The sequence below is a fragment of the Kribbella sp. CA-245084 genome (assembly GCF_050942355.1).
In the GTDB taxonomy this organism is placed as follows: Bacteria; Actinomycetota; Actinomycetes; order Propionibacteriales; family Kribbellaceae; genus Kribbella.
On sequence record NZ_CP192053.1, the window covers coordinates 171525 to 191188 of the forward strand.

General features: G+C 67.8%; 21 protein-coding genes. 6 read left to right on the forward strand and 15 right to left on the reverse strand.

Annotated features, from left to right (window positions below):
• Nucleotides 1-107 precede the first annotated feature (107 nt).
• Entirely contained in the window at nt 108-575 is a 468-nt protein-coding gene (locus ACQPYH_RS00850) for a nitroreductase family deazaflavin-dependent oxidoreductase (RefSeq protein ID WP_432885140.1), read from the forward strand.
• Here the strand turns inward: ACQPYH_RS00850 and ACQPYH_RS00855 are convergent.
• From ACQPYH_RS00855 to ACQPYH_RS00865, 3 genes are read right to left on the reverse strand one after another with little or no spacing between them, the layout of a single operon-like run.
• Nucleotides 572-2362, reverse strand: coding sequence for an ABC transporter ATP-binding protein (locus ACQPYH_RS00855; protein ID WP_432885142.1), 1791 nt, complete (start codon nt 2360-2362; stop codon nt 572-574). The genes ACQPYH_RS00850 and ACQPYH_RS00855 overlap by 4 nt on opposite strands.
• Nucleotides 2349-4145 (reverse strand): ABC transporter ATP-binding protein, encoded by a 1797-nt coding sequence (locus tag ACQPYH_RS00860; RefSeq protein WP_432885145.1) that lies wholly within the window; start codon nt 4143-4145, stop codon nt 2349-2351. The genes ACQPYH_RS00855 and ACQPYH_RS00860 overlap by 14 nt, the downstream gene beginning before the upstream one ends.
• A 59-nt stretch (nt 4146-4204) precedes the next feature.
• Nucleotides 4205-5209, reverse strand: a complete 1005-nt coding sequence (locus ACQPYH_RS00865; protein WP_432885148.1) for a zinc-dependent alcohol dehydrogenase family protein — start codon at nt 5207-5209, stop codon at nt 4205-4207.
• Nucleotides 5210-5308: 99 nt separating this feature from the next.
• Between ACQPYH_RS00865 and ACQPYH_RS00870 the strand changes: the two genes are divergently transcribed.
• Nucleotides 5309-6367 carry an adenosine deaminase gene (locus ACQPYH_RS00870; protein ID WP_432885150.1) on the forward strand — a complete coding sequence of 353 codons (1059 nt, stop codon included), beginning with the start codon at nt 5309-5311 and terminating at the stop codon, nt 6365-6367.
• Here ACQPYH_RS00870 and ACQPYH_RS00875 read toward each other — a convergent pair.
• The 6 genes from ACQPYH_RS00875 to ACQPYH_RS00900 form a co-directional block, all read right to left on the reverse strand.
• The gene (locus tag ACQPYH_RS00875; RefSeq protein ID WP_432885153.1) at nt 6359-7129 is read right to left on the reverse strand and encodes an ABC transporter permease; all 771 of its coding nucleotides are present in this window, start codon (nt 7127-7129) and stop codon (nt 6359-6361) included. The genes ACQPYH_RS00870 and ACQPYH_RS00875 overlap by 9 nt on opposite strands.
• A complete protein-coding gene (locus tag ACQPYH_RS00880) occupies nt 7129-8109 on the reverse strand; it encodes an ATP-binding cassette domain-containing protein (protein WP_432885156.1) in 981 nt (326 codons plus the stop codon). The genes ACQPYH_RS00875 and ACQPYH_RS00880 overlap by 1 nt, the downstream gene beginning before the upstream one ends.
• 146 nt (nt 8110-8255) lie before the next feature.
• Nucleotides 8256-8951, reverse strand: a complete 696-nt coding sequence (locus ACQPYH_RS00885; protein ID WP_432885158.1) for a PadR family transcriptional regulator — start codon at nt 8949-8951, stop codon at nt 8256-8258.
• A gap of 57 nt (nt 8952-9008) precedes the next feature.
• Complete coding sequence (locus ACQPYH_RS00890; RefSeq protein WP_432885160.1) at nt 9009-10058, reverse strand: acyltransferase family protein; 1050 nt, start codon at nt 10056-10058, stop codon at nt 9009-9011.
• 78 nt (nt 10059-10136) lie between these two features.
• Nucleotides 10137-10553 (reverse strand): GNAT family N-acetyltransferase, encoded by a 417-nt coding sequence (locus ACQPYH_RS00895; RefSeq protein ID WP_432885163.1) that lies wholly within the window; start codon nt 10551-10553, stop codon nt 10137-10139.
• Complete coding sequence (locus tag ACQPYH_RS00900) at nt 10553-11506, reverse strand: helix-turn-helix domain-containing protein (RefSeq protein WP_432885166.1); 954 nt, start codon at nt 11504-11506, stop codon at nt 10553-10555. Before ACQPYH_RS00900 ends, ACQPYH_RS00895 begins: the two co-directional genes overlap by 1 nt.
• 82 nt (nt 11507-11588) lie before the next feature.
• Between ACQPYH_RS00900 and ACQPYH_RS00905 the strand changes: the two genes are divergently transcribed.
• Entirely contained in the window at nt 11589-11852 is a 264-nt protein-coding gene (locus ACQPYH_RS00905) for a hypothetical protein (RefSeq protein ID WP_432885168.1), read from the forward strand.
• Here the strand turns inward: ACQPYH_RS00905 and ACQPYH_RS00910 are convergent.
• Entirely contained in the window at nt 11840-13012 is a 1173-nt protein-coding gene (locus ACQPYH_RS00910; RefSeq protein WP_432885170.1) for a DUF418 domain-containing protein, read from the reverse strand. The two genes, ACQPYH_RS00905 and ACQPYH_RS00910, sit on opposite strands and share 13 nt — an antisense overlap.
• Before the next feature lie 84 nt (nt 13013-13096).
• On the opposite strand from ACQPYH_RS00910, the gene ACQPYH_RS00915 reads away from it, so the two are divergent.
• The gene (locus ACQPYH_RS00915; RefSeq protein WP_432885173.1) at nt 13097-13921 is read left to right on the forward strand and encodes a class I SAM-dependent methyltransferase; all 825 of its coding nucleotides are present in this window, start codon (nt 13097-13099) and stop codon (nt 13919-13921) included.
• Here the strand turns inward: ACQPYH_RS00915 and ACQPYH_RS00920 are convergent.
• On the reverse strand, nt 13915-14055 hold the full coding sequence (locus ACQPYH_RS00920) for a hypothetical protein (protein WP_432885176.1): 141 nt from the start codon (nt 14053-14055) through the stop codon (nt 13915-13917). The two genes, ACQPYH_RS00915 and ACQPYH_RS00920, sit on opposite strands and share 7 nt — an antisense overlap.
• A gap of 102 nt (nt 14056-14157) precedes the next feature.
• Between ACQPYH_RS00920 and ACQPYH_RS00925 the strand changes: the two genes are divergently transcribed.
• Complete coding sequence (locus tag ACQPYH_RS00925) at nt 14158-15015, forward strand: DNA-formamidopyrimidine glycosylase family protein (protein WP_130445603.1); 858 nt, start codon at nt 14158-14160, stop codon at nt 15013-15015.
• On the opposite strand, the gene ACQPYH_RS00930 is transcribed toward ACQPYH_RS00925, so the two are convergent.
• Nucleotides 15008-15952 carry a trypsin-like serine peptidase gene (locus tag ACQPYH_RS00930; protein WP_432885179.1) on the reverse strand — a complete coding sequence of 315 codons (945 nt, stop codon included), beginning with the start codon at nt 15950-15952 and terminating at the stop codon, nt 15008-15010. The two genes, ACQPYH_RS00925 and ACQPYH_RS00930, sit on opposite strands and share 8 nt — an antisense overlap.
• A gap of 74 nt (nt 15953-16026) precedes the next feature.
• Entirely contained in the window at nt 16027-16863 is an 837-nt protein-coding gene (locus ACQPYH_RS00935) for a hypothetical protein (RefSeq protein WP_432885182.1), read from the reverse strand.
• A 124-nt stretch (nt 16864-16987) separates the two neighbouring features.
• Between ACQPYH_RS00935 and ACQPYH_RS00940 the strand changes: the two genes are divergently transcribed.
• Nucleotides 16988-17311, forward strand: a complete 324-nt coding sequence (locus ACQPYH_RS00940; protein ID WP_432885185.1) for a rhodanese-like domain-containing protein — start codon at nt 16988-16990, stop codon at nt 17309-17311.
• Between the two features lie 38 nt (nt 17312-17349).
• On the opposite strand, the gene ACQPYH_RS00945 is transcribed toward ACQPYH_RS00940, so the two are convergent.
• A complete protein-coding gene (locus ACQPYH_RS00945) occupies nt 17350-18501 on the reverse strand; it encodes a sensor histidine kinase (RefSeq protein WP_432885187.1) in 1152 nt (383 codons plus the stop codon).
• Nucleotides 18502-18506: 5 nt separating this feature from the next.
• Nucleotides 18507-19664 (reverse strand): sensor histidine kinase, encoded by a 1158-nt coding sequence (locus tag ACQPYH_RS00950; protein WP_432885190.1) that lies wholly within the window; start codon nt 19662-19664, stop codon nt 18507-18509.

The window sequence follows — 19664 nt, forward strand, 5'->3', positions numbered from 1 at the left end:
CAGTGTGCCACAGAATCGAGAGCAGTGCTCTTGACAGTGAACAGCGATCTGGTGTTCACTGATCACAACAGAGAGCACCGCTCTCGCAAAGAGAAAGAGTCGCCGCCATGACGGAGTACAAGCAGACCTACGACAGCAAGCGCGTCATCACCTCCTCCGAGGGCAGCATGCGGGTCTTCAACAAGGTCGTCGCCCGCCTGACGAAGCTGGGCCTGAGCCTGATGGGCAGCCGGGTCCTCTCGGTCCAGGGGCGCAAGTCCGGCGAGTGGCGCAGTACTCCGGTGAACCTGCTGATCATCGACGGCCAGCGCTACCTGGTCGCGCCGCGCGGCCACACCCAGTGGGTCAAGAACCTGCGCGCCAGCGGCACCGGTCGCCTGCAGCTCGGCGGCAAGGTCGAGACGTTCCACGCCGAGGAGCTGGCCGACGCCGACAAAATCCCCGCACTGCGGCTGTACCTGAAGAAGTGGGCCTGGGAGGTCGGCGCCTTCTTCGGCGGCGACGTCACCAAGAACTCTCCCGACGAGGTCCTGCACCACATCGCCCCCGGCGTCCCCGTCTTCAAGATCAGCTAGTGGTACGACGCCGCTTGGATCCGGTACAGCTCGGCGTACTGTCCGTCGAGGGCGATCAGCTCGTCGTGGGTACCGGTCTCGACCACCCGGGCGCCGTCGAGGACCACGATCTGATCGGCCATCCGCACGGTCGAGAACCGGTGTGAGACCAGGATCGTGATCCGGCCGTCGGTGCTGTCCTTGGCCGCCGCGGCGTACCGCTCGAACAACGCGTGCTCGGTCTCGGCGTCCAGCGCAGCGGTCGGCTCGTCGAGTACGAGCAGCAGCGGCCGGTCCCGCATGAAGCCACGCGCCAGCGCGAGCTTCTGCCACTGCCCGAAACTGATCTCCGCCCCGTCCGGCCAGGTGGAACCGAGCTGGGTGTCCAACCCCGACTCGAGCCGGTCCAGAACATCCTCGGCGCCGGCCCGTCCCACCGCGGTGGTGACAGCCGGTACGTCGTCCAGCCGGGGCAGATCACCAAGCCCGACGCTGTGCGCCGCGCGGAACTCGAACCGGAAGAAGTCCTGGAACGCACCCGCGATCTTCTCCCGCCACGCTTCGGTCGCGATCCGGTCCAGCGGCTGATCGTCCAGCAGTACACGTCCATCGGTCGGCTCGTACAGCTTGCAGATCAGCTTCACCAGCGTGGACTTGCCCGCACCGTTCTCGCCGACGACCGCGATCACCTTGCCCGCAGGCAGTTGCAGGTTGACGTCTTCCAACGCCGGCCGGTCGGATCCGGCGTACGTGAACGAGACGTGCTCCAGCCGGATGCCGTCGGTGAGCCGTTCGGGTGCGGGGAGATCGGCGGTGTGGTCGAACGAGGCCGCGTAGTTCTCCAGCCAGACCAGCCGCCGCGACCCGTCCAGCCAGATCCCCCGCAGGAAGCCGATCTCGCCGACAGTCGCGCCGATGTACGACGACAGTCGCGCGCCGGCCGCGAGGATCAGCAACACGTTGCCGACCGAGCCGTGCGGTCCGGTCGCCACGAACAACACCGCACCGACGTACGCCGCGCCGAACACGGCCCAGGCGGCGGCATGCCATCCGGCGCTGACCCAACGAGCAGAAGCGATCGGCCCGTACCACTGCTCCCACTCGCGGCGACGGTTCTCCACCAGGTCACGACCGATGCCGATGACGCGAACCTCCTTGCCCGGCGCGGGTGTCGTCGCGGTCTTGAACAAGTGGTCGGCCAGGCGACTGTGCGTGGCGTTCCGCTCCTCGACCTGACGCTCGACGCCGGGCCGCCAGCTCGAGCTGACGACCGTCGGCAGCGCGAACACCAGCAGGAGCGCGAGGACGGGCTGAATCGACATCAGCAGGACGACGGTCACTCCGAGGCGCAGGATCCAGCCGCAGGTCGAGAACAGCGACATGTACATGTGGTCGAGCACGAAGACCTGTTTGCGCAGTACGGACAGGCGGTCTAGATAGTCGCGGCGTTCGTGGTGCTCGACCGTGGCGACGGATGCCTGCAGACGGGCGACGTGAGCCTCGAGCATGATCGTCACGCGGTCGCGGAAGCGTCGGGAGATCCGGGTCGACAGCGTCCGTAGGAACCAGGTCGCCGTCACAGACACGGCCAGGCCGGTAGCGGCGAGCAAGGTCGCTCGCCGGTCGTCCTGCAGTACGCCGTCCGCCAGGACCTTCATCCACAGCGCGAGCAAGGCATCCGGGAGCGCGGCGAGCAGCGTCATCAGGAAGGCGGCGACCAGCAGCCACGGCTCATGCTGGTAGCCCAGCTTGCACAGTCGCCACATCGCGGCGAGGGCCTTCGGCTCTTCGACTTCAGAGCGTGTCATAGCTCAGCCCTTCCTCGTCGACCTCGGCCGTGAAGCGCTTGGCCTGCAGGTCGAACATCGTCCGGTACCGCCCGCCGAGGAGCATGAGTTCGTCGTGGCTGCCGATCTCGACGACGCGACCGTGCTCGAGGACGCAGATCCGGTCGGCATGCCGGACCGTCGAGAACCGGTGCGAGATAAGGATTGTGGTGACGCCGCGGGTCGCGGTCAGGATCCGGTCGAAGATCGCTGCCTCGCCGCGAACATCCAGCTGAGCCGTCGGTTCGTCGAGCAACACGAGACCGGCACCCTGCCGCACCGCGCAGAGCGCCCGCGCCAACGCGACCCGCTGCCACTGACCACCGGAGAGATCCGTGCCGTCGCCGTACCCCGTGGCCAGGCGGGTATCCAGGTCGGCCAGCTGGTCGGCGCCGGCGTCGGCGAGCGCGGCACGGATGTCCGCCTCGGGCGCGCCGCCCGGTGCGACGTTGTCCCGCAGGGGCAGCTCGAGCTTGAGGAAATCCTGGAAGACCGCGGCGACGCGCGTCCTCCAGGCATCGACATCGAGGTCGCGAAGGTCGGTGCCGTCGACGCGAATCGTGCCGTCGTCCGGGTCGTACAACCGGCACAGCAGCTTGGCCAGGGTGGTCTTGCCGGCACCGTTCTGGCCGACGACCGCGAGCGACGAGCCGGCCGGAATGGTCAGGTCGAGCCCCTCGAAGACCGGTTGAGCGGCGTGTGGATAACGGAACTTCAGGCCGCGAAGATCGAGCTCGACAGCTCCCCGCGGAACGGTGAGGCGACCTGGCGTCAGCGCGCCGGCCGGTGCCATCGCGGGCTCCAGCCGATGTACGGCGGCGACCGGCGCGGCTGCTCCGTCGAGCGCCCAGTTCAGTCCGCCGAACGCGATCATGCCGACGCCGATCGCGACCTGGGCGAAGACGACCAGCCGGTCGAGCTCCAACCGGCCGCCGATCGCCGCCGCGCCGAGGGCCCAGAAGACGAGGCCGTTGGCGACGGCGATGATCAGCAGGCTCCAGATCATTGGTCGCTCCCGCAAACGGGTTGCGGCGTACTGCAACTCGAACAGCCGGCGCCGCCGTTCGGTGAAACGCTGCACCGTCCAGTCCGCGAGGCCGAACAGCCGCAGCTCCTTCGCCGGATCAGGCTCGACCGCCAACTCATAGGCGTAGTGGGCGTGCCGTTGCGCCGACCGAACCTCGGCCGTGTTCCGGTCCCTCCAGACACCGCTCTCGCGAAGCAGCCAATGCGTCGACGCCCAGGCGGCAACGAGCAGCAACGGCGCCCACCAGCTGAACCCGAACAACACCACCGCGGACGCGATTCCGCCGACCAGCTCAACCAGACTGCCTGCGACGAAATCGACATTCAGATACATCGGCGGCCCGGTCTGCCCGTGATCGAACTCCCGCGCAACGGTGAGGTCCTCACTCAGCGCCGGATCCTCGAGATGCCCGATCCCCGGCGGCCCGACACAAGCCTCAGCCAGCCGATCATTCAGGTACGCCGACACGCGGCTGCCGAGGTTGGCGCTGACCGCCTGATGCACCGGCGTCAGCACCTGCAGCAAGATGAACGTCACGCCCATCAAGCTCAACGGCGCCGCCAGCGCATCCCCATGCTGCACCGCGCCGACCACCCACCCCATCGCGATCGCGAACACCGCAGGCAACGCCCCGCGCGCCAGCAGCAGCCCCCACCAAGCCGTAGCCAGCCGCGCATCAGCCCGCGGCAGCACCCCGAAGAACTGCCACTCAGCCCGCCCCCGCAGCCGTTTCACCATCCCCTCACCATGCCACCCCGCACCGACGGAAATCTTGAACGTTTGCCGGATCGCAGGGATCAAGCCGCGTGCGAGATCACGACCTTGCCGAACCCGCCGCCGTCGATGTAGTAGCGGAACGCCTCGGGGGTCTCCTCGAACGGGAAGACCCGGTCGATTACCGGATGCAGGCCGGCTGCCGCGATGGCCTCGTTCATCGCCCGGAAGTGCGCGCGGTGTCCCAAGGCGATCGGACGCAGCGTGACCGAGGATGTGAACAGCAACCGGGCGTCGATCGGGTCCGCGCCACCGAGTGAGCCGACGAAGGCGACCTCGCCGCCGGTCGCCGTGGCCCGCAACGACTCGTTCAGAGTCCCGGCCACATCCACGACGTGGTCGACACCGCGTCCGTCGGTCAGCGCACGCACCTGCTTCGCCCAGTCCGGCGTGACGGTGTGGTTGATGACCGCATCGGCGCCGAGCTCGAGGAGCCGCGCCGCCTTCTCGTCGCTGCCGGCGGTCGCGATCACCCGGGCACCGAGCAGCTTGGCGAACTGCAGCGCAAACAGGGACACCCCGCCCGACCCCAGGGTCAGGACGTGCTCACCGGACACCAGACCTTGGCCGCCGACCAGGGCGTTCCACGCAGTCACAGCCACACACGGCAGCGTCGCTGCCTCCTCGAACGTGAGCTCACCCGGGATCGGTACGACGCCGTCCTGGTCGAGTACGGCGTACTCCGTCAGCAGACCGTTCAGCGACCCGCCGAGCTGGTCGGCGTGGGCGAGGTCGAAGCGGCCGTCGAACCACCGCTGGAACACGACCCCCATCACCCGGTCGCCGACCCGTACCCGATCCACGTCCGTGCCCACCGCAACGACCTCGCCGGCTCCGTCCGACGCGGCGATGATGTCGTCAGCCACCGGCAGCGGGTAGCGCCCGCGCAGGATGTTCAGCTCACGCGCGCTGAGCGAGTTCGCCCAAATCCGAACCAGCACCTCGCTCGGCCCCGGCGCCGGCACCGGATGCTCCCGCAACCGCAAGCTCTCGAGCCCACCGCCGTACTGAATGTGATAACTCTTCATCGTCTCCACCCGCCAACAGTGCGTCCCCACCCCACCCACCCTCAATTCCCGCCCGGGTATGAGCCCGCAGCGCGGGAGGCCGCCTGCGAAGATGGCTGGATGATGACTCCGGAGTTGGTGAATGCGGCGCCTAAGGTTCTTTTGCATGACCATCTTGATGGGGGTTTGAGGCCGGAGACGGTGTTGGAGTTGGCGGGGGAGATCGGGCATGCGTTGCCGCGGGCGGAGGCGCCCGAGTTGGGGGCGTGGTTCGTCGAGTCGGCGGACTCGGGGTCGTTGGAGCGGTATCTGGAGACGTTCGATCACACGGTCGCGGTGATGCAGACGGCCGAGGCGATCAAGCGGGTGGCCAGTGAGTGTGTGCAGGACCTCGCGGCGGACGGCGTGGTGTACGCCGAGGTTCGGTACGCGCCCGAGCAGCATCTGACGCGTGGGCTGTCGCTCGAGCAGGTTGTGGATGCGGTGCGGGAAGGGTTCGAGCACGGGATGGCGGTCGCCGAGCGGCCGATCGTGGCGCGGCAGCTGCTGACGGCGATGCGGCACAAGGCGCGGTCGATGGAGATCGCCGAGCTGGCCGTCGCGTATCGCGACGCCGGAGTGGTCGGGTTCGACATCGCGGGCGCCGAGGCCGGCTACCCTCCCACCCGGCACCTGGACGCGTTCGAGTACCTGCAGCGCGAGAACGCGCACTTCACGATCCACGCCGGCGAGGCGTTCGGGCTCCCGTCGATCTGGCAGGCGATCCAGTGGTGCGGCGCCGACCGGCTCGGTCACGGCGTACGGATCATCGACGACATCAACCACGACGGCGACAAGGCCGAGCTCGGGCGGCTGGCGGCGTACGTCCGGGACCGCCGGATCCCGTTGGAGATGTGCCCGAGCTCCAACCTGCAGACCGGCGCGGCCGCGTCGATCGCCGAACACCCGATCGGCCTGCTCGCCAAGCTCCGCTTCCGGGTCACGGTCAACACCGACAACCGCCTGATGAGCGGTACGTCGATGAGCCGCGAGCTGACCCTGCTGGCGGAGGCGTTCGACTACGGGCTGGAGGACTTCCGCTGGTTCGCGATCAACGCGATGAAGTCCGCCTTCATCCCCTTCGACGAACGCCTCGCCATCATCAACAACATCATCAAGCCGTGGTACGCCTCAAACTGACCGCTGGTACGTCCGGAAAGCCCGAGTAGAAAGCCAGCCGACGATCAACGTGAAGGCCAGCAAATAGGAGCAGTGCCGCCAGACCGACGACCAGTCAGGGCTGGCGGCCAAAGACTGGCGGGCGGCGATCGTGGCCCAGTCGACCGGGTTGTAGCGGGCTGCCACGTTGACCCAGTGCGGCGCGACCGCGGGATCGATCATGATCGAGGACATGAAGGTCAGCGGCAGCGAGACGAACTGCGAGATCCCGATCAGCGCCTCCTGCTGACGCGTGAGCAGCGCGACCGCGTTCGACAGTGACCCGAATGCCGTCCCGATCAGCATCGACGCGATGATCGTGATCACGTAGCCGCCGACCCCGCCGTCGTACCGAGCTCCCGCGGCGAAGCCGATCGCGAACACCAGGATCGTCTGGATCAACGTCGTCGACGCATTGCTCAGCAGTTGCCCCGCCATCAGTCCGCCCCGGCTCACCGGTGACGCCAGCAGCCGATCCATCACGCCGCGTTCCATGTCCTGGATGAACGCCGTACCGCTCCAACCGCTCGTCATCAACGCGGTCATCATCACGATCCCAGGCGTCAGGAACGCGATGTACGACGAGTCGCCGAACCCCGGGATGTGCACGACACCCTGGAACAACTGCCCGAACAACAACAGCCAGATCGCCGGCTGGATCAACGTGAAAGCGATCAACGCCGGCTGCCGGTACGACGCCCGCGTCCACCGGCCGAAGATCAAACCCGTGTGTGCAAAAGACATCACGCAGCCTCCTCGGTGACCTTGAACGAACGACCGGTGTGCTGCAGATACACGTCGTCCAGCGAAGGACGCGACACCGTCACCGCAACCACCGGAATCGCCTTGTCCTCAAGGACTCCCAGTACGGCGGGAACCGCGGTCGCCCCGCGATCCACCCGCGCCCGCAGAGTGTTGCCCTCGACAACGATCTCGTCGACCCCCGGCAACTGTCTCAACAACACGCGGACCGATCCGTCGGTATCCGGATCGACCAGCTCGACCTGTACCGAATCACCGCGCAACGCCGACTTCAATGCCTCAGGGGTGCCCTCGGCAACGATCTTGCCGTGGTCGACGATCGCGAGCTGCCCCGCCAGCCGATCGGCCTCTTCCAGGTAGTGCGTGGTGAGCAGCACGGTCAGACCTTCCTGGCCGGACAACCGCAGTACTTCGTTCCACAGGTCGGCGCGTGCCTCCGGGTCGAGACCGGTGGTCGGCTCGTCGAGGAACAGCACGCGAGGCTGGTGGACCAGACCTAGCGCGACATCCAGCTTGCGCTGCATACCGCCGGAGTACGTCTTCACCGCGCGACCGCCGTGCTCAGCCAGGCCGAACCGCTCCAGCAACTCGGTGGCCCGGCGTGCAGCGTCCTGCCGGGACAGTCCGAAGATCCGACCGCTCAGGACCAGGTTCTCGAGGCCGGTCGTCATCGGGTCCGAGCTGGACTTCTGCGGCACGTACCCGATGGCGCGCCGGACGCGATCCTGCTCGCGGACAACGTCGTACCCGGCGACACGCGCCGTACCGGAATCGGCCCGTGACAGCGTGGTGAGGATCTTGACGGTGGTGGACTTGCCGGCGCCGTTCGGCCCGAGCAGGCCGAGTACGACGCCCTCCGGGACGCTGACGGTCAGACCGTCGAGAGCGCGCAGAGGTGGTTTCTTCCGGCCGGCCGGGTACGTCTTGACCAGGTCGACCGCTTCGAGGGCATGCGTAGGCATCAGGTGACTCCCTTGTGTGCTGGGAGCCGGTCCGAGCTGGCTATCCTGATGAATGCGCCTTGGGTGCCAGGTCTTCGGACCGACTCGAGGAACCGCGGCCCTTGACTCCTGGTGTTGCCGCACCGATGAGTCGAGGGCCGCATCTCTTAGTGGGCTTCCGGCGGGATCGCCTTCATCCAGGCGAACTCCTGACCGAAGTACTTGACCGGATCCTTCAACTGCTCGGCCGGACTGATGCCCTCCTCGAGGAAGAGCTTCCACGCCTGCCGCCAGAACACCGCGCCGCCGAGTGAGCCCGTCCGGATCTCCTCGGCGAGTTGGTGCACGTACGCCGACTCGGCCTCGAGCAGTGCCAGCCGGAACTCCGACTCGACCCAGAAGATCCGCGGGAACTCCATCGCGGCCATGTGCTCGTGCAGCGCGGTCATCTCCTTGATCTCCGCGTCGACCGCTGCGAGCCGCTGCTCGAGCAGCTCGACGGCACGATCCGGAGGCAGACCGGGGAGATACGCGAGACCGGCCTCCAACGGGTGGAACTCGCGCGACGGCGTACCGAGCAGCTCGGTCAGCCAGTCGCTGAACTCGGCCTGACCCGCCGCGGTGATCTGGTACACGGTCCGCTCCGGCCGATTGCCCTCCCGGACCGTCTCCAGCGCCTCGATGAAGCCGTGCTTCTCGAGCGCGGACACGACCGAGTAGAGCGAGCCGTAGTTGACCTTGATGCTCTGGTCCTTGCCGCGGGCCTTCAGCATCGTGGAGATCTCGTACGGGTGCATCGGCCGCTCACCCAGACTCCCGAGTACGGCGAACGCCAGCGGATTGCCGACCTTGCGCCTGGCCATCAGGCCTCCTCGATCTCGATTACTCGAAATCGAGTATTAGGCGGCGAGTATCCGGTGTCAAGTATTGAGCCAGGCGAACGCGCGGGCTCCGAGCCCGCGCACCCGGAGCGCCGCCAACCCGCGGTACGCCGGCTCCTCGACGTACTTCGTCAGCAGCCAGGCCAGCGCGATCACACCGATCACTGCGCCGGCGATCTGAGTCAGCCGGCCCGCCCCGAGCTCCATCAACCGGTATGCGATCAGGTAGCCGACGACCTGGTTGAGCAGGTACAGGCCGAAGGAGATCCGTGCCAGGAACTGGATCGGCCGGCGGAACCGGGCGAACGCGGTCCAGTCCGGTCCTCGTGCGGCGCCGGCGACGAAGACGAGCAGCAGTCCGATGCCCAACGAGGACGGCAGGTCCGCCGTGTGTGCGTGCTGGGCGAAGACGGTGGCGAGGAGAAGCGCGCCGAGATGCAGTACGCCGATCCGCCGCTGCGACCAGAGCCAGATCGCGATGCCGATCGCGAACAGTTGCAGGCGATGCAGTCCGAGGCCGTTCCACGTCTGCTGGACCCAGAGCGGGCTGTGGCCGATCCGGTCGTCCCACTGCAGGATCACCGGCGCGATGATCATGATCCAGAGCAGCGTGGTGATTCGCGGCCCGAGTCCACGCGGCCACAGCAGCGCGGCCGCGCCGAATGCCAGCAGCTGGAGCGGCAGCGTCCAGTACGAGCCGTCGATGAGCTGGATGCTCGAGTCGAACGAGGCTGCCAGCGTCAGGTTGCCCCACAGGTCGCGCCCCGTCGGCAGGATCCAGTTGCTCGGGCCGAACAGCACCACGACCGTGTAGGTGAACAGCACAGCGACCAGGTACGGCGGGAGCACGCGGCAGACGCGGCGCCACAGCCACCGCGACGTGGAGCCTCTGCGGATCGTCACGCAGACGAAGTACGCGCTGATCACCAGCAGGATGCTGGCGCCGACCTGGAACGGGTACCGACCGAGCGGTGCGCCGAGCTCAGGATGCAGGAACGGGCCCTGGTACGTCACGTGGGTGAAAATCACCGCCAGCACCGCCACGACGCGCACCACGTCCCAGCTCAACCTGCGTTTGGAGTCACTCACTGCGTCCGACCCTAGCCAGAGCGCGGGGGGCCGACGCAAATCGAACGTGCCACACGTGTGCGGCGTCACGTCCTCCGGCTAGAGCGGCTTCACCCAGCGAGACCACTCGGGCTGGCGCGCGTACCCGGCGGTCGACCAGACCCGATGCGCCGGTTCGTTGTCGTCCAGCACCATCGCGTCGGCCCGCGTACCGCCGTACGACGCGAAGCGGGCCTCGGCCTGGGTGACCAGCTCGCGGCCGATGCCCTGACGCCGGTGCGACGGCGCGACTGCGAGACGGTAGAGGTGGCAACGCCAGCCGTCCCACCCGACGATGATCGAGCCGACGACAATATCGTTGTCCACAGCAAGGATCAGAGCCTGCGGATCACGGTCGATCAGCCGCAGTACGGCGTCGGCCGAGTCCGGCGGACGATGCGAATCCTCGGCGGCTCCGGCCCAGAACTCCATCACTGCAAGGGCGTCCGACGGTTCGGCGTTGCGGTAGGCAACCATCAGCTGGCGGTCTGGAACGTGCGGCGATAATCCTGTGGTGGCACGCCCACCACTCTACGGAAGTGATGACGCAGCAGGGCCGCCGTCCCGAATCCTGATTCGGATGCGATCTGCTCGATGCCCATCCGGGTCTGTTCGAGCAGGGTGCGGGCGCGCAGTACGCGCTGGGTGGTGACCCACTTCAGCGGCGTCGTACCGGTCTCGGCGACGAAGCGGCGGGCGAAGGTGCGCTCGGACATCTGCGCGCGCCGGGCCAGCGCGGGCACGGTGTGATCGGTGGTGAGGTTGTCGATCATCCAGTCGAGCACCGGCTGCAGGCTCTCGCCCGACGACTCCGGCACCGGTACGTCGACGTACTGCCGCTGGCCGCCGTCGCGCTGCGGCGGGACGACCATCCGGCGGGCGATCCGGGTCGCGACCGCACTGCCGAGCTCGCGGCGGACCAGGTGCAGGCACGCGTCGATGCCGGCCGCCGTACCGGCGCTGGTGATGATGTTGCCGTCGTCGACGAACAGCACGTCCGGGTCGACCTTCGCGGTCGGGAACTGCTGCTGGAAACTCTCGGTGTACCGCCAGTGCGTGGTGCACGGCCGGCCGTCGAGCAGCCCGGCCGCCCCCAGGACGTACACCCCGGAGCAGACGGTCAGCAGGATCGCCCCACGGGCCTCGGCCCGCCGGAGGGCTTCCAGGACCCGCTCGTCGTACGCGTGCCGCCACGTGGTCGCCGGGATGCCGATCAGGTCCGCGTCCTCGAGCTCCTCCAGCCCGTACGGCGCGATCACCTGGGAGAAGGTGCTCGTGTCCATCGGCTCGCCCGGGGTGGTCGAGCACACCTTGAAGTCGAACGGTGGCACGCCGTCGGCGGTCCGGTCGAGCCCGAACACCTCCGCGAGCACTCCGAACTCGAACAGCGCGACGTCCTCCATGAGCACGACGGCGACTTTGTGCAGCATCTGGCCAGTATGGCAGGAATTTGTCGAACTATGTCAATAGTGCCACTGGTGGCAGGATCTCAATGGTAGAATCATTACTGCCATGACCGGATACGTAGTTTTCGTAGTACTCGTGCTGGCTGTGATCGCAGCTCTGGAGATCAGCAACAGGCGCCACGCGACCGGTCCGGCGACCGGCCCGAAGGGCTCCTGGATCGCCGATGACCGCGACGTGGCCCGGACCAAGCTTGACCTGCTCGCGCTCGGCGCAGCGGCCAAGCCCTTTGCCCACAAGCCCGCCTCGACCACCGGGACCGTGCACACGATCCGCGCCGCCCGGCTGCACCACGGCCGTCACGCGGCCTGATCGAGCCACTTGGGGGCGGTCGCATTCGTGACCGCCCTCAGGGCTCCTTCCACGGGGCCGTAGCGGAAGTTGTTGAGCCACACGTGGCTCAGGATCACCTGCAGGACGAAGATCCCGACCGCGAAGCCCATCGTCTCCAGTGGCGACACCTGACCCACCAGGCCGAACCCGACGCCGGTGAAGAGCAACAGCGTGGCCACTGATTGCCCCAGGTAGTTGGACAGCGCCATCCGGCCGGCCGGCGCGAGCAGCCGGCGGATGTCCTCGCCGCGATCGGTGTGCATGAACCGCAGCAGCGATGCGGCGTACGCGGCCGACAGGAACGGTGCGGTGAGCACGCTGATCAGTACGGCGCGGGTGTCGCCGTTGCCGCCGAGCGACGCGTAGTACACACCGCCGGTGATGCCGACTGTGAAGCCGACCAGCTGGATCAGTCGCAGTACTGCCTCGTTGCCATTGAGGTTCTTGAGCAGGCGGTGCCGTCCGACCACCATGCCAACCAGGAACGCGGCCAGTGTGGTCGGGCCTTGCACAGTCAGCAGAGACAGCCCGTACGTCGGCAGGGCGCGCACGTGTTCGCCGATGACATCGCTGAACGAGCCCGCGAGGTTCGCAGTCGTCTGCTGCGCGGCGGCGACCGCAGTACTCGGGTCGAGGATCGATGTGGTGTCGAGGAACATCGAAGCGACTGCCAGCGTGACGAAGAGGTACGCGTAGATCGCACCGGCGACCACGAGCGCCGTACGGTCCTTCACTCGGCGCATGCCCAGCAGGACGAGGCCGATGATCGCGTACACGCTGAGGATGTCGCCGGTGATCAGAAAGACCCCGTGCAGTACGCCGATCACGAGCAGCCCGCCCAGCCGCCGCAGCATCCGCGGCCGGAACGCAGCGCCCGCCCGCTGCGCCGCCTCCATCTGCAACTGGAAGCTGTACCCGAACAGGAACGAGAACAGCAGGTAGAACTTCATATCCACGAAGGCCGTCGAGAGCCAGCGCACCGACTCGTCGACCCAGGAGTTGTACGCCGGGTCCTCCGCGACGTGGATCGGGAACCCGGAGGCGGCAAAGGTGATGTTGACGACCAAGATGCCCAGGAGGGCGAAACCACGCAGCGCGTCGATGTCCTGAATGCGCGTCCGATCCAGTACCTGGCTCATGCCGTCCAGCACATCAGCCCAGCACCCCGCGCGCAGTCGCGCTGAATCCTCTTCGAGGGTGGAGTTAGCTCTACCCTCGAACGCGTGACTGACTACAGGGACGTGAACCGGGCCAACTGGGACGAGCGGGTACCGGCGCACGTGGCGTCGCCCAGCTACCACGTGCAGCAGTTCCTCGCGGACCCGTCGTACCTGAGCGAGGTGGTCCGGTTCGATCGGCCGCGGCTCGGTGAGATCAGCGGGTTGCGCGGGGTACACCTGCAGTGCCACATCGGGACCGACACGGTTTCACTGGCCCGGCTGGGCGCGCGGATGAGCGGGCTGGACTTCTCCGGGCCGGCGATCGAGCACGCACAGTCGCTCGCGGAGCGGCTCGGGTTGGCGATGGACTTCCATGTCGCCGACGCGTACGACGCGGTAGAAGTGCTTGGCGCGGCGTCGTACGACTTCGTCTACACCGGGATCGGCGCGCTCTGCTGGCTGCCCGACATCCGGCGCTGGGCGCAGGTCGTCGCCGGACTGCTGAAGCCCGGCGGACGGCTGTTCGTCCGCGAGGGCCACCCGATGCTGTGGTCGCTGGAGGCCGGTCCGGAGGTCCCCGAGGTGCGCTACATGTACTTCGAGACCGCCGAGCCGCTCGTCTTCGACGAGGGTGGCACGTACGTCGAGACCGACGTCGAGTTCGCCACCACTGTGACGCACGAGTGGAACCACGGTCTCGGCGAGACGATCACCGCCCTGCAGCAGGCCGGGCTCGTGTTCGATTCACTCACCGAGCACGACAGTGCGCCCTGGAACGCCCTCCCCGGTCTGATGACCGAGGACGCGGATGGTGAGTGGCGCCTGACGGTGAATCCGCACCATCTAGCCGCCACCTACACCCTCCAGGCCCATAAACCGGCTCAGTGAGCCCGGCGCTGCTGAACCTTCTGGAACGCCTGCTTGATCTTCTGCTGGTTCTCCGGCTTGCTCAGCTCACGCTGCGCGACCTGCATCAGCTTGGCGACCACAGCGCCCTTCACCAACGTCTTCACGAACCCCATCAGGGCCTCCCTACTCTGTTGTCCACGACGTTACCGTCCGCCACAACCCCCTCCTATGGGTGATCCGCCGGAACTGTCCCTGGCGTCAGGCACACTAGGAGCGTGCCTGAGTTGCCGGAGGTGGAGTCGCTCGCCACGTTCCTGCGGGAGCGTGCGGTCGGGCATGCGTTCGTGCGGGCCGACATCACGGCGATCAGTGCGTTGAAGACGTACGACCCGCCGGTGTCCGCGATGGTCGGGCTGCTGATCGACGATGTCCAGCGGCACGGCAAGTTCCTCGACATCTCCGCCCAGGGTGTGCACCTGGTGATCCACCTGGCCCGCGCCGGCTGGCTGCGGTGGAAAGAGGAGCAGAACACCGGGCTGGTCCGGCCGGGCAAGGGGCCGATCGCGCTCCGGACCGTCCTGGACGACGGCTCAGGGTTCGACCTGACCGAGGCCGGCACCCAGAAGAAGCTCGCGGTGTACGTCGTGCGCGACGTCGACGAGGTCCCCGGGATCGCGCGCCTCGGGCCGGATCCGTTCACGCTGTCGCTCGAGGACTTCAGCGACATCCTCAAGCGCCAGGGCCGGGTCCAGCTCAAGGGCGTCCTGCGCAGCCAGTCCGTGATCGCCGGCATCGGCAACGCCTACTCCGACGAGATCCTGCACGTCGCGAAGATGAGCCCGTTCAAACCCGCGTCGAACCTGTCGGAGGACGAGCTCAAGACGCTGTACGACGCGATGCGCGAGACCCTGCAGGACGCGGTGAACCGCTCGGCGGGCCTCGCCGTACAGGACCTGAAGTCGGAGAAGAAGTCCGGCCTGCGCGTGCACGGCCGCAAGGGCGAGAAGTGCCCGATCTGCGGCGACATCGTCCGCGAGGTCAGCTTCGCAGACTCCTCCCTGCAGTACTGCGCAACCTGCCAAACCGGCGGCAAGCCGCTGGCCGACCGCCGGTTGTCCAAGCTGCTCAAGTAGTCATCGCGTCGAACATGGTCTTCACGTCGGGCGTGTTCGGCGTCGACAGCAGCGTCGGTGTACCACTCGTCGTCCGGCGTGACGTGACCGCGAAGACATAGCCGAGGTTGGCGTCGATCCGGTCCTTCAACCACGGTCCGCCGCTGGCGCCGCCGTTCATCGAGCAGGTCAGCGCCGCGTCCGAACCCCACGCGTACGTGTCGCCGTCGCAGTAGTACGGCACCTCACCGTTGTACGGCGGCTCGGCCGGCCAGCCCCAGATCCGGGTTCCAGACTGGTTCTGGCTGTTGCCCCAGACGAGCCCGTTCCCGCCGACCGCGTCGATCAGGTTGGCGCCGTTGCGCTGCTGCAGCGTGACGAAAGCCTGGTCGTGGGTGAAGTCGCTGCTGTTGATCCAGGAGTTGAACGTGCGTGCCTGGCTCCAGTTCCACAGGCCGTAGCCGGACTGGCCGTTGTAGTACGCCGGCGCGAACACGATGTTCGAGTGCCAAGCACCCCCGGCGCCGCTGTGCACACAATGGCCCGCGGTGATGATCAGGTTCTTGTAGTTGTTGTTGATCGTTGACGCCGAGCAGACATAGTTCAGCCCGTTGTCGGTGAAGAACAACTTGCCCGCCGTACTCGGCACGGCGTCGTTGGCGAGATTCTTAGCGAGAGGCGCGATCGGCTTGGACGCGACACCACTCGACGTGGAAGTCCCTTGTTTTGAAGGGGTTCCGGCGGGCAGGTCGGCCGGGATGGCGTTCCGAAGCTTCTCGGCGGTCCAGTAGCCGGTCGCATCCAACGCACCGGCCGGCGCCTTCGACGGCAGGGCAGGCGCCCGTACGGCGGTTGTCGGTGCGATGGCTTCAGCCGCGGCCGGAGCGACCGTGGTGCCGGCGGTGCCGGTGATGAGCAGGATCCCGGCGGCGAGCAGGCGGACAGTAGTTCTGCGCATGCGTGAACTCCTCGATCGGGGCGGTAGATCGATTCACTGCCAGTACAGGGGAAGCGCTCTCAGAATGCAAGCGGTCACAGCGCGACGACGTACGGTGAGGAAGCCGACCGTCGGCCCGCCTCCAACCGGACCCGCAACTCGTGCCGGCCGGGTGGACCCGCAACCCGGGTCGCCCATCCGACGGACCGGCCCGCCTCGAGTCCGTCGAAGGTCCACGCCTGCTCGGTCGCGGACCATTCCGATGGCAGCGGCAGCTCGACCTCACCGCGCGCCCGCGTGCGGCCGAAGTTCGTGACCACCACGGTGACCTCGTCGCGGCCCGGGTGGATCGAGGCCAGCACCGTGCCGACCTGCGCGACGAGCACCCGCCGTACGCCGATCGGGATCGCCAGCGGTACGACCCGAAGCGCAGGCATCGGGAACGGACCGATCGTGGTGCGGGTGAGTTGCTGGCCGGTTACGCCGTACCGTCGTCGGGCCAACCGGATGTGGTGCTGGCTGTCCGGCTCGACCATGCCGACGAACCGTACGGCGACATCCATGGCTCGCCGCGCAACCAGGTGAGCCTTCGCACCGGTCGGAGTGAGGTCCCAGACGCCGTCCGCATTGGCGGTGACCGTGTCCTGCGGGACGATCCGCAGCTTGCCCTGCAAGGCGACGCGGACGACAGGTGATTCGCCGGAGTCAGGCAGGCGGACGACCAGATCGTCGCCGTCGTGGCGCCAGGTCAACGCACGACCGGTGTGGTCCTCGACGACGTGCAGCGGGGCGGTGGCCAGACCAGGGAGGCGTACTTCGTGGTCCGGTGGACGGCGGGCGATCCGGAGCAGCAGGAGCTCACGACTCCGCAGGATTGCCTCACCCCAGGGTTGCGGTTCGAACTCTCCCGGGATTCCCTGAATCAGCGCCACCGCAACCTCCCTTCGAGCCACGGTCCGAAATCCCCCGCCCGGTGTCAATAGCTTTACGGACTCCGGGCAACCGCCTTCCGGAACCGGCCACCTGCGGGTACCGCCGGTCTGCCATGCTTGGGGCATGTTCCGGAACCAGGAGATCCCCGCCGTGGTCGTGGCCGAACTCGACGACGAGCTGCTCGCCGAGGCGTTCGTGCTCGACGTGCGCGAGCCGGACGAATGGGACCGCGGGCACATCGACGGCGCGGTGCACATCCCGCTCGGTCAGTTGCAGGACCGGGTCGGCGAGGTGCCGCTCGACCAGAAGGTCCTCTGCGTCTGCGCCGTCGGCGGCCGTTCCGGCATGGCCACCCAGTTCCTGAACCAGCTCGGCCGCGAGGCGATCAACCTCGACGGCGGGATGCACGCCTGGCAGACCTCCGGCCGCCCCGTCAGCACCAACTGACCGTCAGCAGGAGCTGAAGCCGCGGCGTTTCGACCGGCTCAGCTGCGGCGACCGACTCCTGCGCGCCAGGCGCGCCGGCGGTCGCCGCCCGGCATGGTCGCTTCGACCAGCCAGCCACCGGCAACCGGTCCGGCGACCAGCTGACCGCCCAACTCCTGCACACGCTCCCGCAGCCCGGCCAGCCCGCGCCCCGTTCCGGACAGCAACGGACGCCGCTGAACCGCATCGCCGTTCTCCACCCGAACAGTGAGATCCCGTCCGGCACCGTTCACCACAACGCGAACCGCAGCACCCGGTGCGTACCGCAGCGCGTTCGTCAGACTCTCCTGTACGACGCGGAACGCCGCATGCGCGACCGGCGCCGACACCCCGTCGCGCGAACCCTCGAACCGGCACGAGACGTCCAGCCCGCTCCGCGCCGCCCGCGTGACGATCTCCTCGATCAGCGACAGATCCGGCCCGCCGACCTCTACCCCACCGAGCAGCTCGACCAGCCGTCGCAGATCCTCGTGCCCCTGCCGCGCCGACTCCGCCAGCCCGGCGAACACCTGCGACGTACCGACCGGATCCCGATCCACCAGCCGCTGCCCGGCCGCCGCCTGGATCACCATCACGCTGATCGCGTGCCCGACGATGTCGTGCAGCTCGGAGGCGATCCGCGCCCGTTCATGCCGTACGGCGAGCTCGGCGAACAGCTCGCGCTCCTCCTCGAGCTCGCGCCCGCGCCGCGCGAGCGCCTCGGCCGACTCCCGGTGCAACCGCAGTACCGTCCCGGCCAGGAAACTCGGGACGCTGAACATGATCAGCGGCACCTCGATGTTCTCGCCGAGGACGAACCACAGAACGGCCAGGTACGCCGCCAGCCCGCCCGCGACAACCCATGAAGCGCGCCCGGACCAACCGAGCGCCGCGACCAGCGTGAGCAGCGCGAGGATCGCGAACGCCGTGTCCGGGAACCAGCCGTAGGCGTTGAGCACGACCGGCACCATCAGGAGCGCACCGCCCAGTACGGCGACCAACCGAGGATGGGTCCGCCACCACATCAGCATGAGCCCGCTCGCCAGGAGGCCCGCGGTGAACAGGTTCCCGCCGACCGACGTGGGCCAGCCGTGGATCGCAGTCGGCACGGCGATGACTGCGGCGACCAGCACCACGATCCCCGCCTGCTCGAGTCTGCGTCCGGCGTTCATGGCGCTCAGCCGACCACCGGCAGTTGGGCGACCGCGCCCGCCCGCCCCTTGGTGACCTTGACGTCGACCGAGCCGCCCAGCAACTTCGCGCGCTCCTTGGCACGGGCAACCGCCGCCTTCAGATCGGCCGCCTCGCCCACCTGTCCGTTCACACGGATCTCGAGCGCATCGTCTTCGAACCGCACGGACACGACGATCGGCGCATCGGCCTGATCGGCAAGTGCGGTCACGAGATGCTCGACGATTCGGTACGCCGAAAGCTCAACAGTTGCAGGCAATGCGCGCGGATCGCCGGTCACGACCAGCTGCGAGTGCGCCGTACGAAGTCGTGCGAGCAACGTGTCGAGATGAGCCACCGTCGGCGTCGGCGCGAACGCGACATCATCGCCGCGCAGCAGCCCGACGATCTCCCGCATGTCGTCCAAGGTCTGCCGGCTGTCCGACTCGATCGACTCCAGCACCGCCCTCGCCTCCGCGGGCGACAGGCCGTCCGCGGACTCGGCCGCCGTGGTCAGGTCGGCGAGCCGCTCCTGCAGCAATCCGTCGAGCTGACGCGAGAGTCGCGCCCGGTCGTCCGCGACGTCGAGCGCCGCGCGTTCGTCGCGCAGTTGCCGCAGCTCCGCTTCGCGGTCCGCGAGCTCCTGGTTCAGCGCCGTACGACGACGAGCCGCCAGCCCGACGCCGAACACGATGCAGACGATCGGCAGCGCCAGGATGATCGCGGCCGGGCCGGTGGTCGCGTCGATGACCAGCACGAACACGGTCAGTACGACGCTGAGCCCGCACACGATCCACGCGGTCCTCCGCTTGGACGCCTGCGCCCCGAGGAACGCGACCACGAACGCGAGCGGGAGACCCGCACCGCAGCGGGTCACCCACCCGAACAACAGGTCGTGCGAGGCCATCGCCAGCACGGACACCGTGGCGACGGCGAGGATGCCTCGCCGCCACCACAGCACCGGAATGGTCGCCGCCGCGAACACCGGAATCATCCAGAACGAGTGCGAGCTCTGTGCGTGCACCATCGATCCCTCCGCGATGGCGTTGCGCACCTGCGCGTCGGATGTCTGGAGGTTCTCGAACATCAACAGGACGCCGAGCAGGGTGAGACCGCCCGCGATCCCCCAATCGCGGAGCTTGACCCCTCTGAAGACCCCACCCAT

Excerpts from the sequence above, each read along its gene's own strand:
- ACQPYH_RS00905 (WP_432885168.1), top strand. The coding sequence starts at position 11,589 with ATGACCGGATACGTAGTTTTCGTAGTACTCGTGCTGGCTGTGATCGCA.
- ACQPYH_RS00910 (WP_432885170.1), bottom strand. The coding sequence starts at position 13,012 with ATGAGCCAGGTACTGGATCGGACGCGCATTCAGGACATCGACGCGCTG.
- ACQPYH_RS00950 (WP_432885190.1), bottom strand. The coding sequence starts at position 19,664 with ATGGGTGGGGTCTTCAGAGGGGTCAAGCTCCGCGATTGGGGGATCGCG.
- ACQPYH_RS00865 (WP_432885148.1), bottom strand. The coding sequence starts at position 5,209 with ATGAAGAGTTATCACATTCAGTACGGCGGTGGGCTCGAGAGCTTGCGG.
- ACQPYH_RS00940 (WP_432885185.1), top strand. The coding sequence starts at position 16,988 with ATGTTCCGGAACCAGGAGATCCCCGCCGTGGTCGTGGCCGAACTCGAC.
- ACQPYH_RS00885 (WP_432885158.1), bottom strand. The coding sequence starts at position 8,951 with ATGGCCAGGCGCAAGGTCGGCAATCCGCTGGCGTTCGCCGTACTCGGG.
- ACQPYH_RS00945 (WP_432885187.1), bottom strand. The coding sequence starts at position 18,501 with ATGAACGCCGGACGCAGACTCGAGCAGGCGGGGATCGTGGTGCTGGTC.
- ACQPYH_RS00900 (WP_432885166.1), bottom strand. The coding sequence starts at position 11,506 with ATGCTGCACAAAGTCGCCGTCGTGCTCATGGAGGACGTCGCGCTGTTC.
- ACQPYH_RS00850 (WP_432885140.1), top strand. The coding sequence starts at position 108 with ATGACGGAGTACAAGCAGACCTACGACAGCAAGCGCGTCATCACCTCC.
- ACQPYH_RS00875 (WP_432885153.1), bottom strand. The coding sequence starts at position 7,129 with ATGTCTTTTGCACACACGGGTTTGATCTTCGGCCGGTGGACGCGGGCG.
- ACQPYH_RS00920 (WP_432885176.1), bottom strand. The coding sequence starts at position 14,055 with ATGGGGTTCGTGAAGACGTTGGTGAAGGGCGCTGTGGTCGCCAAGCTG.
- ACQPYH_RS00930 (WP_432885179.1), bottom strand. The coding sequence starts at position 15,952 with ATGCGCAGAACTACTGTCCGCCTGCTCGCCGCCGGGATCCTGCTCATC.
- ACQPYH_RS00860 (WP_432885145.1), bottom strand. The coding sequence starts at position 4,145 with ATGGTGAAACGGCTGCGGGGGCGGGCTGAGTGGCAGTTCTTCGGGGTG.
- ACQPYH_RS00855 (WP_432885142.1), bottom strand. The coding sequence starts at position 2,362 with ATGACACGCTCTGAAGTCGAAGAGCCGAAGGCCCTCGCCGCGATGTGG.
- ACQPYH_RS00895 (WP_432885163.1), bottom strand. The coding sequence starts at position 10,553 with ATGGTTGCCTACCGCAACGCCGAACCGTCGGACGCCCTTGCAGTGATG.
- ACQPYH_RS00870 (WP_432885150.1), top strand. The coding sequence starts at position 5,309 with ATGATGACTCCGGAGTTGGTGAATGCGGCGCCTAAGGTTCTTTTGCAT.
- ACQPYH_RS00880 (WP_432885156.1), bottom strand. The coding sequence starts at position 8,109 with ATGCCTACGCATGCCCTCGAAGCGGTCGACCTGGTCAAGACGTACCCG.